This is a genomic window from Nocardia puris, assembly GCF_036051655.1.
Lineage (GTDB): Bacteria > Actinomycetota > Actinomycetes > Mycobacteriales > Mycobacteriaceae > Nocardia > Nocardia puris.
This window is the reverse complement of the sequence record NZ_CP107943.1, coordinates 2,744,871-2,764,348: the sequence shown is the minus strand read 5'-3', so window position 1 is coordinate 2,764,348 and position 19,478 is coordinate 2,744,871. Positions and strand designations below refer to the sequence as shown.

The following is a 19,478-nucleotide window of genomic DNA, read 5'->3' as shown; positions in this document are numbered from 1 at the left end:
GCGACACACCGGAACAGGCTCACGAAAGGGGTTGCGATTCAGCGCAGGTCGCGGAAGAACTCGCGCACGTCGGTGGTGAGGAGTTCGGGCTCCTCCAGCGCCGCGAAGTGCCCGCCGCGATCGTTCACGTCGGTCCAGCGCACGATCGTGTTGTCCTGCTCGTCGAAGCGGCGGATCGCCACGTCGTGCGCGAAGACGATGACGCCGGTCGGCACACCGGAATTCACCTTCTCCACACCCCATTCCGCTTCCTGCGCGTATCCGACGTAGGCCGCCGAGCCCGCGGTTCCGGTGAGCCAGTACAGCATCGCGTTGGTGAGCAGCCGGTCGCGGTCGATGATCTCGTCCGGCTCCACATTCCGCGGGTGGGTCCACTCGCGGAACTTATCCATGATCCACGCCAGCTGCCCCACCGGGGAATCGACCAGCCCGTAGGCCAGCGCCTGCGGACGCGTGGACTGGATCGCGATGTAGCCGAACTCCTCCTGCATGAACGCCTCGACCCGCGCGATGCGGTCGCGTTCGATCTCGCTGAGGCTCGCCAGATCCTCCTCGGAGAGCGGCAGTTCCGGGAATCCGCCCACGCCGCCGTTGGTGTGCACGCCCGTCACCCGCTCGGGCGCCACGCGCGCCACCTCGGGGCTCACCGCCGCGCCGATGTCACCGCCCTGCACGCCGTACTTCTCGTAGCCGAGCCGCGCCATGAGCTCCGCCCACGCCCGCGCGATGCGCTCGACGTTCCAGCCCGCCTCGGTGACCGGACCGGAGAACCCGAAGCCGGGCAGCGAGGGAATCACCACGTGGAACGCGTCCGCCGGGTCCCCGCCGTGCGCCCGCGGATCGGTGAGCGGGCCGATCATGTCGAGGAATTCGACGATGGAACCGGGCCAGCCGTGGGTGAGCAGCAGCGGGAGCGCGCCGGGCTCCGGGGAGCGCACGTGCAGGAAGTGGATGTTCTGCCCGTCGATCTCGGTGACGAACTGCGGGTAGCTGTTGAGCTCGCGCTCCGCCGCGCGCCAGTCGTAGCCGGTGCGCCAGTACTCCACCAGGTCGCGCAGCCAGGCGGTGGGGACGCCGGTGGTCCAGTCGTCACCGGGCAGCGGTGCCGGGAAGCGGGTGTTCTCGAGGCGGCGGTGCAGGTCGTCGATCTGCGACTGGGGGATCTCGACTCGGAATTCGGTGATCTGGAAGCTCATGAGAACTACGATATTGTCAAGCTAGGACAGGTTCCGCCCTAGGCTGCCGGAAGACTGAAAAAATGTTGGAAACCTCCGCACGACTGCTGCGTCTGCTCTCCCTGTTGCAGACTCCGCGCGACTGGACCGGCACCGAACTCGCCGACCGGCTCGACGTGGACGTCCGCACCGTCCGCCGCGATATCGACAAGCTGCGCACCCTCGGCTACCCGGTGGAGGCGACCGCCGGGGTGGCCGGGTACCGGCTGGGCGCGGGCGCGAAACTGCCGCCGCTGCTGCTCGACGACGAGGAGGCGGTGGCGGTGGTGATCGGGCTGCGCACGGCCGCGGGCGGGACGGTCGCCGGTATCGAGGACAGTTCGCTGCGGGCGCTGACCAAGCTGGAGCAGGTACTACCGTCACGCCTGCGGCACCGGGTGCAGACATTGAGCGCGGCCACCGTGACGGTGCCCGCCGGGGCGAACACCGTGGACGCCGACGTGCTCACCGCCGTCGCCGGGGCGATCCGCGACAACCATCGGCTGCGCTTCGACTACAGCACGCACAGCGGGGGCGAATCGGTGCGCACGGTCGAGCCGTATCGCATGGCGCACACCGGCCGGCGCTGGTACCTCGTCGCCTGGGACGTCGATCGCGAGGACTGGCGCACCTTCCGCGTGGACCGCCTGCGCCCGCGCATCCCCACGGGTCCGCGCTTCACACCGAAGGAGCCGCCGGAAGAGGCGCTGCCCGAATACATCTCACGCGGCACCACCACCTCGGCGTACCGGTACGCCGCCCGGATCACGCTGTACACCTCCGCCGAGGTGGCGGCCGATCGCATCGCGCCCAGCGTCGGGATGATCGAGCCGATCGACGCCGAAACCTGCCTGCTGCACACCGGATCCAACTCCCTCGACGAGATCGCCGTGTACGTAGCGCTTTTCGACTTCCCGTTCACGGTGCACGAGCCACCCGAACTCGTGGAGCGGGTGCGCACGCTCGCGGGGCGGTTCGCCGAGGCGGTGGAGTGAGCGGGCACGGCGGCGCGGACAACCGTTGGCGGTGGAACCCGGGTCAGATCGTGAGCACAGACTTCCCGGCCGCGTGCCCCTCGGCGACATGCGCCACGGCACCGGCGGCTTCGGCCAAGGGGCGCTCGCTTTCGATCACCGGGCGCAGCTTCCCCTGCGCGACCAGGTCGGCCAGGTACTCGAGATCCGGGCGCGTCGGGCTCATGAACAGGGCGCGCAGGTTCTGTTTCGCGAAAAGGTTGATGGCCAGGGCTTTTCCGATCCCCGGGATCGGGCCGAACCAGTCGCCGCCGAATCCGGCCCCCGAGGACACGAAGGTGCCGCCGTCGGTGAGAATACGCCGCCACTGCGCGAGGGTGTGGTTGCCCGCCAGGTCGAACCCCACGTCATAGCGATCGGACCGAGCGGTGAAATCCTCTGTGGTGTAATCGATCACGATGTCCGCGCCGAGTGCGCGCACGCGGTCGATGTGCCGGGTGCTGCACACGGCGGTGACGTGCGCGCCGAGCGCCTTGGCGATCTGCACCGCCGCACTGCCGACACCGCCCGACGCGCCGTTGATCAGGACGGACTGCCCCGCGCGCAGGCCGCCGACGTCGCGCAGGCCCTGTAGCGCGGTCAACGCCGAGTCCGGCAGAGCGGCGGACTCCTCGAAGCGCAGGCCGGCGGGTGCGGGCGCGAGACGGTCGGCCCGCACCGCGACGTACTCCGCGAACGAGCCGGAAATAGCTGCGCCGTAGACGGATTCGCCCATGCGCACGTCGGTGACCTCCGCCCCGGCCGCTACCACCTCCCCCGCGAAGTCGTGCCCGATCACGCGGTGCCTGGGCTTGCGGAGCCCGAAACCGAGGCGCAGGACGTACGGCTTGCCCGCGAGCAAGTGCACATCCCCCTTGCAGACCGCGGCGGCGCGCACCCGGACCAGCACCTCCCGCGCGGTGGGCGCGGGGCGCTCGACCCGCTCGACGCGCAGCACCGCGCTGTCGCCGTAGCGCGGCGCGATCACCGCCGTCATGGTGGGGGTTCCGGCCCGCACCTTGGACAACTCCGTCATGACTCCACCTCTACTTACATCGTAAGTTCATTGTGGCGAATGCTACGCTTACGGTGTAAGTACGTCAAGGGAGGCCGGGATGCCCAAGTCCGCCGAGCGTGCGCCGCTGTCCCGCGAGCGGGTGCTGCGCGCCGCCCTGCGCTACGCCGACGAGCACGGGCTCGCGGCGCTGTCCATGCGCAAACTCGCCCAGGAGCTGGGTGTGGAGGCCATGTCGCTGTACAACCACGTCGCCGGCAAGGACGACTTGCTCGACGGGCTCGCCGATCTGGTGGTCGCCGAGATCGCGGTGCCGGAGATCGGCGGCGACTGGAAGGCGGCCATGCGGGCCCGCGCCCATTCGGCGCGCGCCGCGCTGCGCGCCCACCCGTGGGCGAGCGGACTGATCAGCTCCCGCGTGATCGTGGGCCCGGCGATGCTGCGCTACATCGACGCCACCCTCGGCTGCCTGCACGCGGCGGGCTTCACCTACATCCAGGCCGACCGCGCGTGGAACGCCATGGACAGCCACATCTACGGATTCACCTTGCAGGAGAACACCTTCCCCCTGCGACCCGACGAATACGCCACGGCCGCGGCACAATTCCTCCCCCTCATCCCCGAATCCACCCACCCCCATATGAACGCCCTCTCCCGCCTGGTCATCGACGGCACCCACCCCGGCCCCGCCGACTTCGACTTCGGACTGAACCTCCTCCTCGACGGCCTGGACCGCCTCCTCACCGAAGGGAAGTGAAGGTCCCCGCCGTCTCCGGGTAGCCACGTCCCGCGGGCCGATGAGGGTACCCCGGTCGGCGCGGACCGTAGCGGTTCGCGCCGACCCGGTACGTCACTCCGCGACGATGAGGCGGATCTGGTCGTCGGCTTGGTCGGTGGGGTCGGCCGGGGTGGTGAACCAGTGGGTGACCTCGCCTTCCTCCAAGTCGGCGGAGAGGTCGCCGGTGGGGAGGACGGAGAGGGCGCCCGCGGTGGCGGTGGCGATGAACTCCGACAGGGCGGGGCGGCCCGCGGCGGCGGTGGTGAACGTGGTCGACTCGTAGTCGATGTCGTTCGCCTCGCGCAGACGCTGGCCCAGATCCAGCACCTCGGTCTGGGTCAGGGTGACGGGCGCGCCGTCGACCAGCTCCACGAACGCCGGGTGTTCCTCGCCGAGCGGGCGCACCCGGTCGGCGTAGGACACCGGATGGCCCGGCGCGGCGGCCAATTCGGCCTGCACCGCCGGGTCGCTCGGCACGATCCAGCCGACCGCGTCGTCCCCCGCTTCCGTCGCGATGCCGAAAGCGGCTCCGGCCGAAGCGATCTCGGCGGCACTCAGCCCGTGGGCGAAAAGCACTGCGGCACCGGCCTTCTGCACCGCCCACACGGCCACCACCGAGTCCACCGAGCGCGGCAGCGCGACCGCCACCACGTCGCCGGGCCCGATGCCCCGCCCGATCAGCACCCGCGCCAGCTGCGAGGACCGCCGGTCCAGCACGTGGTACTCGTGCTCGTCGCCGCCGTCGAGCAGCGCGGGCGCCTGCGGATCGGCCTCGACCACCTCGGCGAGCACCTTGGCCACCGTGCGCGCGCCGACCCGGTTCACCGTCTCCGGCGCGGCGGCCACCCCCGACTCGGCGAGCAGTTCGGCTCGCTCCGCCTCGTCCAGGATGTCGATATCGCCGACCGGGCGATCCGGATCGCCGGCCAGGCCCTCCAGCACTCGCATCAGCCGGGCGCCGAGGGTCCGCACCTCCTCCTCGGTGAAGCGGCTGCGCAGGTACTCGAAGCTCACGCCGAGCGTCGACTCCGCGGCCGCCTTCAGCGTCAGCGGGTAGTGCGTGGTGTTGGCGACGTCCACGCCGCGCACCGACATCCCGTCGATCGAGCTGGCGGCCTCGATGGCCTCCCGGTCGATCGGGTACGACTCGAAGACGTACAGCGTGTCGAACTGCGAGCCGGGGCCCGCCGCGCGCTGGATGTCGGCCAGGCCGACGTAGTGGTGATCCAGCAGCTCGGCCTGCTCGCGCTGAAGCCCGCGCAGCTGTTCGTCGATGGTGCCGCGATCGTCGATGCGCACCCGCACCGGCAGCGTGTTGATGAACAGGCCGACCATCGACTCGACGCCGGGCAGTTCGGCCGGGCGGCCCGAGACGGTGGCGCCGAACGTCACGTCCGAGCGCCCGGTGAGCCTGCCGAGCAGGATGCCCCACGCCGCCGACACCAGGGTGTTCACCGTGATGCCCAGTTCGGCGCAGTGCTTGACCAGCGTCCGGGTGCGGTCCTCGTCGAGTTCGATGACGACCTTGCCGGTGCGGTAGTCCTCGGCGCCGCGCGGCGGCGGGGCCAGTTCGGTCGGCTCGCGCAGACCGTCGAAGGCCGCCGCCCAGGTGCGCAGCGACTCGTCCAGGTCGCGGTGGGTCAGCCAGTCCAGGAAGTCGCGGTAACCGGCCACCGTCGGCAGCGCCGACACGTCGCCGTGCACCGCGTACAGCACCAGCAGGTCCTGCATGAGCAGCGGCATGGACCAGCCGTCGAGCAGCAGGTGGTGAGTGGTGATCACCAGGTGCCAGCGGTCGGCGGCGGTGCGGTACAGGCTGTAGCGCACCAGCGGCGGCGCGGCCATGTCGAACTTGCGTTCCAGCTCCTCGGTGAGCCGGGCGCGCAGTTCCTCCTCGCGCCGCTCCTCCGGCAGCACGGTGAGATCGACCTCGCGCCACGGCACCTCGAGCCCGTCGACCGGGATCTGCACGGACTGGCCGGCGGAGTCGGTGACGAACGCGGTCCGCAGGTTCGGGTAGCGGTCCAGCAGCGCCTGCGCGGCGTGACGCAGGCGCCCGGCGTCGACCACGCCGGACAGGTCGATGACCGCCTGCATGTTGTAGACGTCCACCGCAGCGGTGGTCATCAGCGCGTGGAACAGCAGACCCGATTGCAGCGGCGTCACCGGCCACACCTCGGCCATGCCGGGGTAGGTGCGCTCCCACACGTCGATGTCGTCCTGCGCGACGCGCACCAGCGGCAGGTCCGAGGGGGTGCGGCCGCCGACGCCCGGCCGGTCCGCCAGAGTGGCGAGCGCGGTGAGCGCGGCGACCCAGCCCTCGGCCAGTTCCCGCAGGCGGTCCGCGGGCAGCACACCCGAGGGCGCGGCGAAGCCGGCCACCAGCTCGTCGCCCGCGATCATGGCGTCGATCTCGACGACCGCACCGGCGGGCCGGCCCGGATCGGTGACGGTGACGAGTTCGGCGGGCAGTTCACCCAGGTACCGGAACGCGATCTGCGCCGTGTCGGGCTGTCCGAGCAGTGCGTGGCCGCGACCGTGATCCGGCACCGCGAGCAACTGCTCCTTGACCGACTTCACCAGGCGGCCCAGCGTGTCACCGCCGGCGAGCGCGTCGGTGAGGTCGATCTCGCCGAGGTCGATCCGCACCGGGTGCTCGATGTCGAACGCGCCGAGGGTCCGCGCCAGGTCGGCGCCCGCCGCGGCGCGCACCGCGCGACCGTCGCCGGTGCGGCGGACGAGCACAGACGTGCCGTGCTGCTCGCCGCGCCAGCGCACCACGGCCAGGGCCAGCGCCGTGACGAGTCCGTGTTCGGTCTCGCCGTGGAAGGCCGCGGGCAGCGCGGTGCGCAGCGCCTCGGTGACCTCGGCGGGCACGGTGACCCGGATCCGTTCGACGGTGCCCGCGGTGTCCAGCGCCGGGTCGAGTTCCCGTGCGCCGAGCCGGTTCTCGGCGGTGCCCGCCACGTCCTGCCAGAACGGCAGTTCCGCCTCGCGCACCTCGTCGGCGGCCACGCTGTGCGCCCAGCGGCGCAGCGAGGCGCCGACCGAGGGCAGCTCCAGCGGGGCGTCGACGCCGAATCGCTCGGCGGCGGTGGACAGCTCGGTGAGCAGCGTCCGCCAGGACGGACCGTCCAGCGCGAAACGGTGTGCCACCACGAGCAATTCGTCGGGGCGGTTGTCCGCGAAGGTGAACAGCACGAACTGCGCCACCACACCCTGTTCGGGATCGAGCCGATCGGCGGCGGCCAGGCGTTCGGCCGCCACCAGCCCGTCCAGGTCCGCGCCGTGTTCGACGCGCACCTCCCGCAGCAGCGGTTCCACCTCGACGCGCGGCAGCGCCTCGAACACGCCGTCACGCAGCCGCAGGCGCAGCGCGTCGTGCCGGTCGACCAGCACCTCGAGCGCGTCGAGCAGCGTGTACCAGTCCAGTGCGGCGGGCAGCGGCAGCAGCGCGGCCCGCGCATAGGTCCGCGCGCCGTCGGCCAGGGCCGCGGCGACGGCGGGCGGCAGCGGCATCTCGCCGACACCGCCGCCGGGCAGTTCGTCGGGCACGCCGAAGGCGTCGGCGATGTGCGCGACCGTGGCGAGCGCGGCGACGCTGCGCTGGTCGAACACGTCGCGGACGCTGAACTCGACGCCGAGCGCCTTGGCCCGCGACACCAGCTGGATGGACAGGATGCTGTTGCCGCCGAGGCCGAAGAAATCATCGTCGGCGCCGATGTGCTCGATGCCGAGCACATCGGCGAACACGGTGGCCACGATCTTCTCGGCCCGGGTGGACGGCGCGCGGAACGCGGCCTTCTCGAAGGTCGGCTCCGGCAGCGCGGTGCGGTCCAGCTTGCCGTTCGCGTTGAGCGGCAGGGCATCCAGCGCGACGAACGCGCTGGGCACCATGTAGGACGGCAGGTCCGCCGCGAGTGCCGACTGCAAGGCACGCTTGTCGAGTTCGCCGGTCTCCGGGTCGAGGCCCGCCGGGGTGGGCACGACGTAGGCGACGAGGCGGTCGCCGAGGCCGGGATCGTTGTGCGCGAGCACCGCGGCCGCGGCGATGGTGTCGCGGCGCAGCAGCGCGGCCTCGATCTCGCCGAGTTCGATGCGGAAACCGCGGATCTTCACCTGGAAGTCGGTACGACCCCGATACTCCAACTCGCCGTCGGCATTCCACGCCACCAGGTCGCCGGTGCGGTACATCCGGGCGCCATCCGCTTCGAAGGGGTTGGCCACGAAGCGATCCGCGGTGAGGTCGGGGCGGGCGAAGTAGCCGCGCGCCAATTGCGTTCCGGACAGGTACAACTCGCCCGCCACGCCCACGGGGACGGGACGCAGCCGCGCGTCGAGCACGTAGACCTGGCTGTTCCACTCCGGCGCGCCGATCGACACGGACGCCTGGTCGGCGTCGGTGACGGCGTGGTTGGTGATGGAGACGGCCGCCTCGGTGGGACCGTACAGGTTGAACAGCGCGGCCGCGTTGGTGGCGCGGAATCGCTGCGCGGTGTCGGCCGGGAGGGCTTCGCCGATCGCCAGCACCCGCCGCAACGAATCCGGCAGACGCCCATCAGATTCGGTCAGCAACGCATCCAACATCGACGGCACCACATGCAACGTCGACACACCCGTCGACCGCATCAACGCGTTCAGGTAGGCCGGATCACGATGCCCGTCGGCGGTAGCCACCACCAGACGACCACCACTCACCGCAGCAGACCAGAACTCCCACACCGACAAATCGAACGTCGCCGCCGTCTTCAACAGCACCACATTCTCGGCATCCAAACCGAACTCGGCACTCTTCCACAGCAACTGATTCACGACCGCCCCGTGCGACACCGCCACACCCTTGGGCTGACCCGTCGAACCCGACGTAAAGATCACATACGCCGTATTCCCCGCGCGCAGAACACCATTGCGCTCGGTCTCGGCGATGGTGCCCGCCGCGTACGCCGAGAGGTCGAGTGCGTCGATGGCGACGGTCTCGGCCCGCTCGGTGGTGAACGCGTCCCGGCGAGTGGTCAACACGACGGTGGGGGCGGCCGTATCGAGGATGTAGTCCACGCGGTCGGCGGGCTGATCCGGATCGATCGGCACATACGCCGCACCGGACTTCGCCACCGCGTACATCGCGATCACCAGATCCGCCGAACGCCGAATCGCCAACGCCACCCGATCCTCCGGACGCACACCACGCCCGATCAGATACCGCGCCAGCTGATTCACCCTGGCGTCGAGTTCGGTGTAGGTGAGCTGGATCCGCTCACCCGACGCGGTGTCGGCGACCAGCGCGACCGTGCCCGGGGCGGCCTGCGCCACCGCGTTGTCGAGCAGCGACACCAGGGTCGCGTCGGCGTCGACGGCGTGCGCGGTGTCGTTCCAGGTCCGCAGGATCCGATCCGCTTCGTCACCGGCCAGCAGGTCGATCTCGCCGACCGGCACCGTCACGTCGGCGACGATCGCGTCGAGCACCCGCACGAACCGGTCGGCGAAACCCTGCACGGTGGATTCGTCGAACAGGTCGGTGGCGTAACCGAATTCGGTGACGATCTCGGCCGGGCTGCCGTCCTCGGCGTACCGGTCGTAGAGCGTCACGTGCAGGTCGGTCTTGGCCAGCTGCGAGTCGAAGTCGACCGCGCTCACGTTGAGTCCGGGCAGTTCCAAGGTGGTCTCGGCCAGGTTCTGGAACGACAGGCCGATCTGGAACAGCGGATTGCGCGCCGTGGAACGCTCCGGGTTGAGCACCTCCACCAGTCGCTCGAACGGCACGTCGGCGTTGGCGAACGCCTCCAGATCGCGTTCGCGCACATCGGCGAGCAGGTCGGCGAACCGGTCGCCGGGCCGCACCGAGGTGCGGAACACCAAGGTGTTCACGAACATACCGATGAGGTCGTCGAGCTCACGCTCACCGCGGCCCGCGATCGGGGTGCCGACGGCGATGTCGTCGGTGCCGGAGAGGCGCGCGAGCAGCACCGCCAGCGCGGCGTGCACGACCATGAACAGCGAGGCGTTATTGGCGCGCGCCAATTCCGCCAGTTCCGCGTGCCTGCTCGGCGACAGTTCGAAGCGAATCGCCTTGCCGTGGAACGACTGCGCGGGCGGGCGCGGCCGGTCGGCGGGCAGCTCGAGCTGGTCGGGCAGGCCGGCCAGCGCGGTCCGCCAGTAGGCGACCTGCCGGGCGGCCACCGACTCCGGATCGTCCTCGTCGCCCAGCACGGTGCGCTGCCACAGCGCGTAGTCGGCGTACTGCACCGGCAGCGGCGCCCACTGCGGCGCCTCGCCCCCGGCGCGCGCCACGTAGGCGGCCATCAGGTCGCGCGCGAGCGGACCCATGGAGGCGCCGTCGGCGGCGACGTGATGCACGACGAACGCGATCACGTGCTCGTCGGGGGCGATGCGGAACAGCGCGACGGCGAGCGGGATCTCGGCGGCGACATCGAAGGTGGTCATCGCGAAGGCGATGACGCGCTCGAGCAGTTCCGACTCGTCGAGCTGGATCGGCTCCAGCACCGGGGTTCCCCGGTCGACCGGCAGGATCACCTGGTGCGGGCCGTCGGGTCCGCTCGGGTAGGTGGTGCGCAGCACCTCGTGGCGCGCGTAGAGGTCGCCGATGGCCTGTTCCAGCGCGCGCACGTCGAGCGCGCCGGACAGCCGGACCGCGAGCGGGATGTTGTCGACCGCCGAGGTGGCCGTGTCGAACTGGTTGAGGAACCAGTAGCGCGCCTGCGCGGGCGAGAGCGGAATCCGTTCCGGCCGGTTGCCCGCGGTGAGCCGGGGCCGCGTGCGGCCCGACCCGGCGATGTTCTCCACGCGGGCGGCCAGCGCCGCGACGGTGGACGCCTCGAACAGGTCACGCACGGTGAGCTGGGCGTCCAGCGCCGCGCCGAGGCGGGCGGTGACCTGGGTGGCGACCAGCGAGTTGCCGCCGAGTTCGAAGAAGTCGTCGTCCAAGCCGACCCGCGTCACCCCGAGGACGTCGCCGAAGGCGCCGGCCACGATCTCCTCGACCGGAGTCGACGGCGCACGGAACGCCTTGATCTCGAACACGGGCGCGGGCAGCGCCTTGCGCTCGAGCTTGCCGGAGGCGTTGAGCGGGAACTCGTCGAGCACCACGAACGCCGACGGCACCATGTACGCGGGCAGGTCCGCCGCCAGGGCGGTGCGCACCGCGTCGATGTCCACGGAGCGACCGGCGGCCGCGATCAGGTAGCCGACGAGCTGGTCACCGAGGCGCTCGTCCGAACGCACGACCACGACCGACTGCGCGACTTCGTCCAGCGCCGTCAGCGCGGACTCGATCTCGCCCAGCTCGATGCGCAGACCACGCAACTTCACCTGGAAGTCGGTGCGGCCCAAGTACTCCAGCTCACCATCGGCCGTCCAGGTGACCAGGTCACCGGTGCGGTACATGCGGGTTCCGCTGCCGAACGGGTCGGCCACGAAACGATCCGAGGTGAGGTCCGGCCGTGCGACGTAGCCGCGGGCCAGTTGCGCACCGGCGAGGTAGAGCTCGCCGGGCACGCCCACCGGCACCGGGTGCAGACGCGAATCCAGCACGTACACCTGCGTGTTGAACACCGGAGCACCGATCGGCACCGTCTGGGTGTCGGCGTCGGTTACCTCGTGGAAGGTGACGTCGACGGCGGCTTCCGTCGGGCCGTACAAGTTGTGCAGGCGAGTTCCGGTGAGCTCACGCAACTTCTGCGCCGTGACAGCGGGTAGCGCTTCACCAGACGCGAAGACGTTACGCAGGCTGGTGCATTCACCCGCGCGATCCTCGGCCACGAACACCGACATCATCGACGGCACGAAGTGCGCCGTCGTGACCCGTTCGGCGGTGATGACATCCACCAAGTAACCGGGATCGCGGTGGCCTTCGGGCTTGGCGATCACCAGGCGCGCACCGATCTGCAAGGGCCAGAAGAACTCCCACACGGACACGTCGAACGTGGCGGGCGTCTTCTGCAACACCACGTCCGCGCCCGTGAGCCCGTACTCGGCCTGCATCCACACCAGACGGTTGACGATCGCGCCGTGCGAGACCGCCACACCCTTCGGGCGGCCGGTCGACCCCGACGTGAAGATCACGTACGCGGTGTTCGACGGACGCAGCGGCGCAACGCGATCCGAGTCCGCCAGCGGGGCGGCGTCGTAGCTGTCGAGGTCGAGGGTGTCGATGGTGAGCGCGGTGACCGACCCGGCGTCGAACTCGTCGCGGGTGGTGGTCAGCACCACGACCGGCTGCGCCAGATCCAGCACATAGTGAGTGCGCTCGGCCGGATGATCCGGATCCAGCGGCACATACGCACCACCGGCAACCGACACCGCGTACATACCCACAACCAGATCCAACGAGCGACGCATACCCAACGCCACCAGCGAATCCGGACCAACACCCAACGAAACCAAATGCCGGGCAAGACGATTCACCCGCGAGGCGAACTCACCATAAGCGAGGCCCGTCCCCTCGAACGTCAACGCCTCGGCATTCGGCGTCCGCGCCGCCTGCGCCTCGAACATCGACACCAACGTCGCCGACGCATCCACCGCATGCCCGGTCGCGTTCCACGACTCCACCACCGCCGACCGCTCGGCGGCCTCCAGCAGCTCCACGTCACCGACCACCACGGCCGGATCCGCGACGACGGCTTCCAGCATCCGCACCAGGCGATCCGCGAACGACGCGACCGTCGGCTCGTCGAAAAGGTCCGTCGCGTAGGCGAACTCGGCGGACAGGCCGTCGGCGGCGGTGCCCGAGAAGTTCAGGTGCAGATCGAACTTCGCGGTCACCACGTCCAGCGGCACGCCCGAGACCTCCAGGCCGGGCAGCTCGAAGCCGGCCTCGCCCTGGTTCTGGAACGAGAGCATGACCTGGAACAGCGGGTGCCGCGCCTGCGAGCGGGCCGGGTTGAGCAGTTCGACCAGCCGCTCGAACGGCAGGTCGGCGTGCCCGAAGGCGGCCAGGTCGGTTTCCCTGGTGCGGGCCAGCAGGTCGGCGAAGCGCTGCGCCGGATCGACGGCGCTGCGCAGCACCAGCGTGTTCACGAACATGCCGATGGCGTCGTCGAGGACGGCCTCACCGCGGCCCGCGACCACGGTGCCGATGGTGACGTCGTCGGTGTTCGACAGCCGCGCCAGCAGCGCGGCGAACGCGGCGTGCACCACCATGAACAGGCTGGCGCCGTGCGCGCGCGCCAATTCCTCACTCGCCCTGGCCAGTTCGGGGCTCAGCGCGAATTCGTAGACGCCGCCCCGGTTGGTGGCCACCGCCGGGCGCTTGCGGTCCGACGGCAGGTCCAGCTGGTCCGGCACCCCGGCCAGCGTGCGCGACCAGTAGTCGACCTGCGCGGCGATCAGCGAGTCCGGATCGTCCTCGGAGCCCAGGGTTTCGCGCTGCCACAGCGCGTAGTCGGCGTACTGCACGGGCAGCGGCGCCCAGCCGGGCGCCTCGCCGCGCGAGCGCGCCGCGTAGGCGAGCATCACGTCGCGGGCCAGCGGGCCGACCGACCAGCCGTCACCGGAGACGTGGTGCACCACGAACACCAGCACGTGGGTGTCGGGCGCGGAGCCGTCCATCGACCCGGCCACCCGGAACAGCGCGGCCCGCACGGGCACCGCCGCGGTGACGTCGAATTCGGTGAGCACGACCTCGCGGATGCGGTCGGCCAGATCGGCTTCCGACACCTCGATCGGCGTGAGGTCCGGATGGGCCTGGCCCGCGGGCAGCACGACCTGCACGCCGTGGCCCTCGGCGGTCTCCGGGTAGACGGTGCGCAGCACCTCGTGCCGGTCCACCACGTCGGCCACGGCCAGGCGCAGCGCCTCGGTGTCGAGGGCGCCGACCAGCCGGACCGCGAGCGGGATGTTATTGACCGCGGTCTGGTTGTCGAAACGGTTCAGGAACCACATGCGCTGCTGCGCGAGCGAGAGCGGGATGCGGTCCGGGCGCGGTCCGGCCACCAGGGCGTGGCGCGGCCTTCCGTCGGCTTCCACACCGGCCCTGGCGGCCAGCGCGGCGACGGCGGGCGCCTCGAAGAGGTCGCGCACCGAGAGGTTCGCGCCGACCGCCCGGTTGATGCGGGCGATCACCTGGGTGCCGACGAGCGAGTTGCCGCCGAGTTCGAAGAAGTCGTCGTCCAAGCCGACCCGGTCCACGCCGAGGACGTCGCCGAACGTGCTCGCGACGATCTCCTGGATCGGGGTGGCGGGTGCGCGGAATGCCTTGACCTCGAACACCGGAGCGGGCAGCGCCTTGCGATCCAGCTTGCCGGAGGCGTTGAGCGGGAACTCGTCGAGCACCACGAACGCCGACGGCACCATGTAGCCGGGCAGTTCGGCGCCGAGATGGGTACGCACCGCGTCGAGGTCGATCGCGTGCCCGGCCGCGGCCACGAGATAGCCGACGAGCTGGTCGCCGAGGTGCTCGTCCGAGCGCACCACGACCACGGCCTGCGCGACCTCGTCCAGCGCCGTGGCCGCCGACTCGATCTCGCCCAGCTCGATCCGCAGACCACGCAACTTCACCTGGAAGTCCGTGCGGCCCAAGTACTCCAGCTCACCGTCCGCCGTCCAGGTGACCAGGTCACCCGTCCGGTACATGCGCGCACCGGCGGCGAACGGGTCCGCGACGAACCGGTCGGCCGTCAGGTCGGGGCGCGCCACATAACCGCGCGCCAACTGCACACCGGCGAGGTACAGCTCACCCGGCACACCCACCGGCACCGGATGCAGACGCGAATCCAGCACGTACACCTGCGTGTTGAACACCGGCGCACCGATCGGCACCGTCTGCGTATCCGCGTCGGTCACCTCGTGGAAGGTGACATCGACAGCAGCCTCCGTCGGGCCGTACAGATTGTGCAGACGGGCACCCGTGAGTTCCCGGAGTTTCTGCGCCGTGACAGCAGGCAGCGCCTCACCGGAGGCGAAAACATTACGCAGGCTGGTGCACTCACCGACCCGCTCCTCGGCCACGAACACCGACATCATCGACGGCACGAAGTGCGTGACGCTGACCCGCTCGGCGGTGATCACGTCGACCAGGTACGCCGGATCGCGATGCCCGTCGGGCTTGGCGACGACCAGGCGCGCACCGATCTGCAAGGGCCAGAAGAACTCCCACACCGACACGTCGAACGTGGCCGGGGTCTTCTGCAACACCACATCGTCGGTGGTCAGACCGTACTCCGACTGCATCCACACCAGACGGTTCACGATCGCCGAATGCGACACAGCCACACCCTTCGGCCGACCCGTCGAACCCGACGTGAAGATCACGTACGCCGTATTCGACGGACGCAGCGGCGCAACACGATCCGCATCGCTCAGCGCCTCGTCCGCGTAGCCCGAAACGTCCAGCGTGTCGATCTCCAGCGCCGCGACGGAACCGGTGTCGAACTCGTCCCGCGAGGTGGTCAGCACTACGACCGGCTGCGCCAGATCCAGCACATAGTGAGTGCGCTCGGCCGGATGATCCGGATCCAGCGGCACATACGCACCACCGGCAACCGACACCGCGTACATACCCACAACCAGATCCAACGAGCGACGCATACCCAACGCCACCAGCGAATCCGGACCAACACCCAACGAAACCAAATGCCGGGCAAGACGATTCACCCGCGAGGCGAACTCACCATAAGTCAGCGTGGCGAAGCCACTCGATGAGGGGCGGTGGTCGGGCGACGGGTGGGCGAGACCCGTCCCCTCGAACGTCAACGCCTCAGCATCAGGTGTCCGCGCGACCTGCGCCTCGAACAACGACACCAACGTCGCCGACGCATCCACCGCATGCCCGGTCGCATTCCAGCCCTCGACGACAGAGGACCGCTCGGCGGCGTCCAGCAACTCCACGTCACCGACCACCACGCCCGGATCGGCCACCACCGCGGACAGCATCCGCACCAGGCGATCCGCGAACGACGACACTGTGCTCGCGTCGAACAGGTCCGTCGCGTAGGCGAATTCGGCACTCATGCCCTGCGGCGCCCCGTCGGCGTCCATGTCCTCCACCAGGATCAGCTGGAGGTCGAACTTGGCCAGTGGAACCGCCATGTCGACGCCGGAGACCGTTAGGCCCGGCAGTTCGAAGGTGTTCGGCGCGGTGTTCTGGAAGGTCAGCGCCACCTGGAACAGCGGGTGCCTGCCCGGCGAGCGCACCGGGTCGAGCACCTCGACCAGCCGCTCGAACGGCACGTCGGCGTGGCCGAAGGCGTCCACGTCCACGCGGCGCACCGCGCGCAGCAGGTCGGTGAAGGTCTCGCCGGGTGCCACCTGGGTGCGCAGCACCAGGGTGTTGACGAACATGCCGATCAGGTCGTCGAGCGCCCGCTCGCCGCGGCCCGCGATGGGTGTGCCGATGGCGATGTCCTCGGTACCCGACAGGCGCGCCAGCAGCGCGGCGAACGCGGCGTGCACCACCATGAACAGCGTCGAATTGTGTTCCTGCGCCAGCTCGCGCAGCGCCGCGTGCACCTCGGCGGGCACGGTGAAGGTCACCGTGTCGCCCCGGTTGGACGCGGTCGCCGGGCGCGGCCGGTCGGCGGGCAGGTCCATCTGCTCCACCAGCCCGGCCAGCTCGCGCCGCCAGAAGTCCAGCTGCCCGGAGATCAGCGACTCCGGATCGTCCTCGGCGCCCAGCACCGCGCGCTGCCACAGCGCGTAGTCGGCGTACTGCACGTCCAGCGGGCGCCACGCGGGCTCCTCGCCGTCCACGCGGGCGCCGTAGGCGATCATCACATCCCTGGTCAGCGGGCCCATGGAGAAGCCGTCGGCCGAGATGTGGTGCACCACCAGCGCGAGCACGTGCTCGGTGGGGCTGATCTCGAACAGCCTGGCGCGGAAGGGCACCTCGGCGGTGACGTCGAACGCGGTCAGCACCACCTCGGAAAGGCGTTGCGGCAGTTCGGCTTCGGTGGTGTCGATCGGGCTCAGGTCCGGGATCACCTGTGCCGTGGGCACGATCCGCTGGAAGCCGACGCCGTCGATCTCCGGGTAGTAGGTGCGCAGCGACTCGTGCCTGGCGAGCACGTCGGCGACCGCGATCTGCAACGCCTGCCGGTCCAGCAGGCCCGACAGCCGCACCGCGGCGGGGATGTTGTCGGCCGCGGCCGACGCGGCGAACCGCTCGCCGCCGCCCATGTTGAAGCGGTTCAGGAACCACATGCGCTGCTGCGCCAGCGAGAGCGGGATCCGCTCCGGGCGGCGCTGCGGCACCAGAGCCGCCTTGCCGCCCGCGCCCGCCTTGGACTCGGTGCGCGCCGCGAGCGCCGCCACCGTGGACGCCTCGAACAGTTCGCGCACGCCGAGGTCGGTCTCCAGCGCGACCGAGAGCCGCGCCGCCACCTGGGTGGCGCTGAGCGAGTTGCCGCCCAGGGCGAAGAAGTCGTCGTCCAGGCCGACCCGGTCCAGGCCGAGCACGTCGGCGAAGGTGCGCGCGACGATCTCCTCCACCGGCGTGGTGGGCGCGCGGAACACCGCGGCCTCGAACACCGGCGCGGGCAGCGCCTTGCGGTCCAGCTTGCCGGAGGCGTTGAGCGGGAACTCCGCCAGCGTCATCACCAGCGCGGGCACCATGTAGGCGGGCAGCTGCCTGGCCAGGTCCTCGCGCACCAGCTCGCCGTCCACCTGCGCGCCCGGCGCGGGCACCACGTAGGCCACCAGCTGATCGCCGGTGTGCTGATCGGAGCGCACCACCACGACCGACTGCGCGACCTCGTCCAGCGCCGTCAGCGCCGACTCGATCTCGCCCAGCTCGATCCGCAGACCGCGCAGCTTCACCTGGAAGTCCGTGCGGCCCAAGTACTCCAGCTCACCATCGGCGGTCCACGCCACCAGGTCGCCGGTGCGGTACATGCGGGTTCCGTCGCCGAACGGATCGGCCACGAACCGGTCCGAGGTCAGATCGGGCCGCGCCACGTAACCGCGCGCCAGCTGGGCGCCCGCCAGGTACAGCTCGCCCGCGACACCCACCGGCGCGGGACGCAGACGCGAATCCAGCACGTACACCTGGGTGTTGAACACCGGGGCGCCGATCGGCACCGTATCGGTGTCGGCCTCGGTCACCTCGTGATAGGTGACGTCGACCGCGGCCTCGGTCGGGCCGTACAGGTTGTGCAGGCGCGCGCCGGTCAGCTCGCGCAACCGGTGCGCGGGCTTCGGCGGCAACGCCTCACCGGAGGCGAAGACCATGCGCAGCGCCGTGCAGCGCGCCGCGGCGCCGTCGGCCACGAACACCGCCAGCATGGACGGCACGAAGTGCGTGACGCTGACCCGCTCGGCCGCGATCACGTCGGCCAGGTACGCCGGATCGCGATGCCCGTCGGGCTTGGCGACGACCAGGCGCGCGCCGATCTGCAAGGGCCAGAAGAACTCCCACACCGACACGTCGAACGTGGCCGGGGTCTTCTGCAACACCACATCGTCGGTGGTCAGACCGTACTCCGACTGCATCCACACCAGACGGTTCACGATCGCCGAATGCGACACAGCCACACCCTTCGGCCGACCCGTCGAACCCGACGTGAAGATCACGTACGCGGTATTCGACGGACGCAGCGGCACACGGCGATCCGCGTCGGTGACCGGCGTGTCCGGCAGGCCGGAGAGGTCGAGCAGATCGATGCGCACCTGCGCGGTGTCGATGTCCAGATCGTCCCCGGAGGTGAGCACGCACACCGGATCCGCCGTCGCCAGAATGTATTCCGTGCGCTCGGCCGGGTGATCCGGGTCCAGCGGCACGTACGCGCCGCCGGCCACGGCGACGGCGTACATGCCGATCACCAGGTCCAGCGACCGGCGCATACCGAGCGCCACCGAGGTCTCCGGGCCCACACCGCGATCGATGAGCCAGCGCGCCAACCGGTAGACCTCTGCCGAGAACTCCGCGTACGTAAGGCTGGTGCCGTCGAAGGTGAGCGCGGTCGCCTCCGGTGTCGCGGCGACCTGCGCCTCGAACATCGAGACCAGCGTCGCCGCGTCGTCCACCTCGTGCGCGGTGTCGTTCCAGCCGCGCACGAGCAGTTCGCGTTCGGCGGTGTCGACGAGCGCGATATCGCCCACGGCCACACCGGGTTCCGCGGTGACGGCGGTCAGCACCCGCACGAGCCGGTCGGCGATGCGGCGCACGGTCTGCTCGTCGAACAGGTCGCGCAGGTAGCCCGCGCGGATGCGCAGCCGCGAATCCAGCTGCGCGATCAGCGTCAGCGGGTAGTGCGTGGCGTCGGCCGCGTCCAGTCCCGCCAGCGCCATCCCGTCGATATCGGCGGCCTGGGACTTGATGCCCTCGGCGTCCACCGGATACGACTCGAACACCACCAGGGTGTCGAACAGCGCGCCCACCCCGGCCGCCGACTGGATGTCGGCCAGGCCCACGTAGTGGTGGTCGAGCAGATCGGCCTGCTCGCCCTGGGTGCGCACGAGCAGCTCGCGCGCGGACTCCGACGGACCGAAGCGCACCCGCACCGGCA

5 protein-coding genes (1 of these 5 only partly in view) are annotated in these 19,478 nt (G+C 70.4%); 2 read left to right on the top strand and 3 right to left on the bottom strand.

Going from position 1 to position 19,478, the window contains the following annotated elements:
- Positions 1-38: 38 nt before the first annotated feature.
- Positions 39-1,196 carry an epoxide hydrolase family protein gene (locus OHB21_RS12230; protein ID WP_195124683.1) on the bottom strand — a complete coding sequence of 386 codons (1,158 nt, stop codon included), beginning with the start codon at positions 1,194-1,196 and terminating at the stop codon, positions 39-41.
- Positions 1,197-1,258: 62 nt separating this feature from the next.
- Between OHB21_RS12230 and OHB21_RS12225 the strand changes: the two genes are divergently transcribed.
- On the top strand, positions 1,259-2,209 hold the full coding sequence (locus tag OHB21_RS12225; RefSeq protein ID WP_195124682.1) for a helix-turn-helix transcriptional regulator: 951 nt from the start codon (positions 1,259-1,261) through the stop codon (positions 2,207-2,209).
- Between the two features lie 43 nt (positions 2,210-2,252).
- Here OHB21_RS12225 and OHB21_RS12220 read toward each other — a convergent pair whose 3' ends face one another.
- Positions 2,253-3,263 carry an NAD(P)-dependent alcohol dehydrogenase gene (locus tag OHB21_RS12220; protein WP_228815566.1) on the bottom strand — a complete coding sequence of 337 codons (1,011 nt, stop codon included), beginning with the start codon at positions 3,261-3,263 and terminating at the stop codon, positions 2,253-2,255.
- 79 nt (positions 3,264-3,342) lie between these two features.
- Here OHB21_RS12220 and OHB21_RS12215 point away from each other — a divergent pair, with 79 nt between their 5' ends.
- The gene (locus OHB21_RS12215) at positions 3,343-3,999 is read left to right on the top strand and encodes a TetR/AcrR family transcriptional regulator (RefSeq protein WP_195142368.1); all 657 of its coding nucleotides are present in this window, start codon (positions 3,343-3,345) and stop codon (positions 3,997-3,999) included.
- Between the two features lie 93 nt (positions 4,000-4,092).
- Here OHB21_RS12215 and OHB21_RS12210 read toward each other — a convergent pair whose 3' ends face one another.
- Positions 4,093-19,478 carry the final stretch of a non-ribosomal peptide synthase/polyketide synthase gene (locus OHB21_RS12210; RefSeq protein WP_195142369.1) on the bottom strand. Its footprint extends 21,607 nt past the window's final position, so 15,386 of the gene's 36,993 nt are visible here — the last part of the coding sequence; the start codon falls outside the window, past its right edge — the gene reads right to left on this strand; its stop codon occupies positions 4,093-4,095.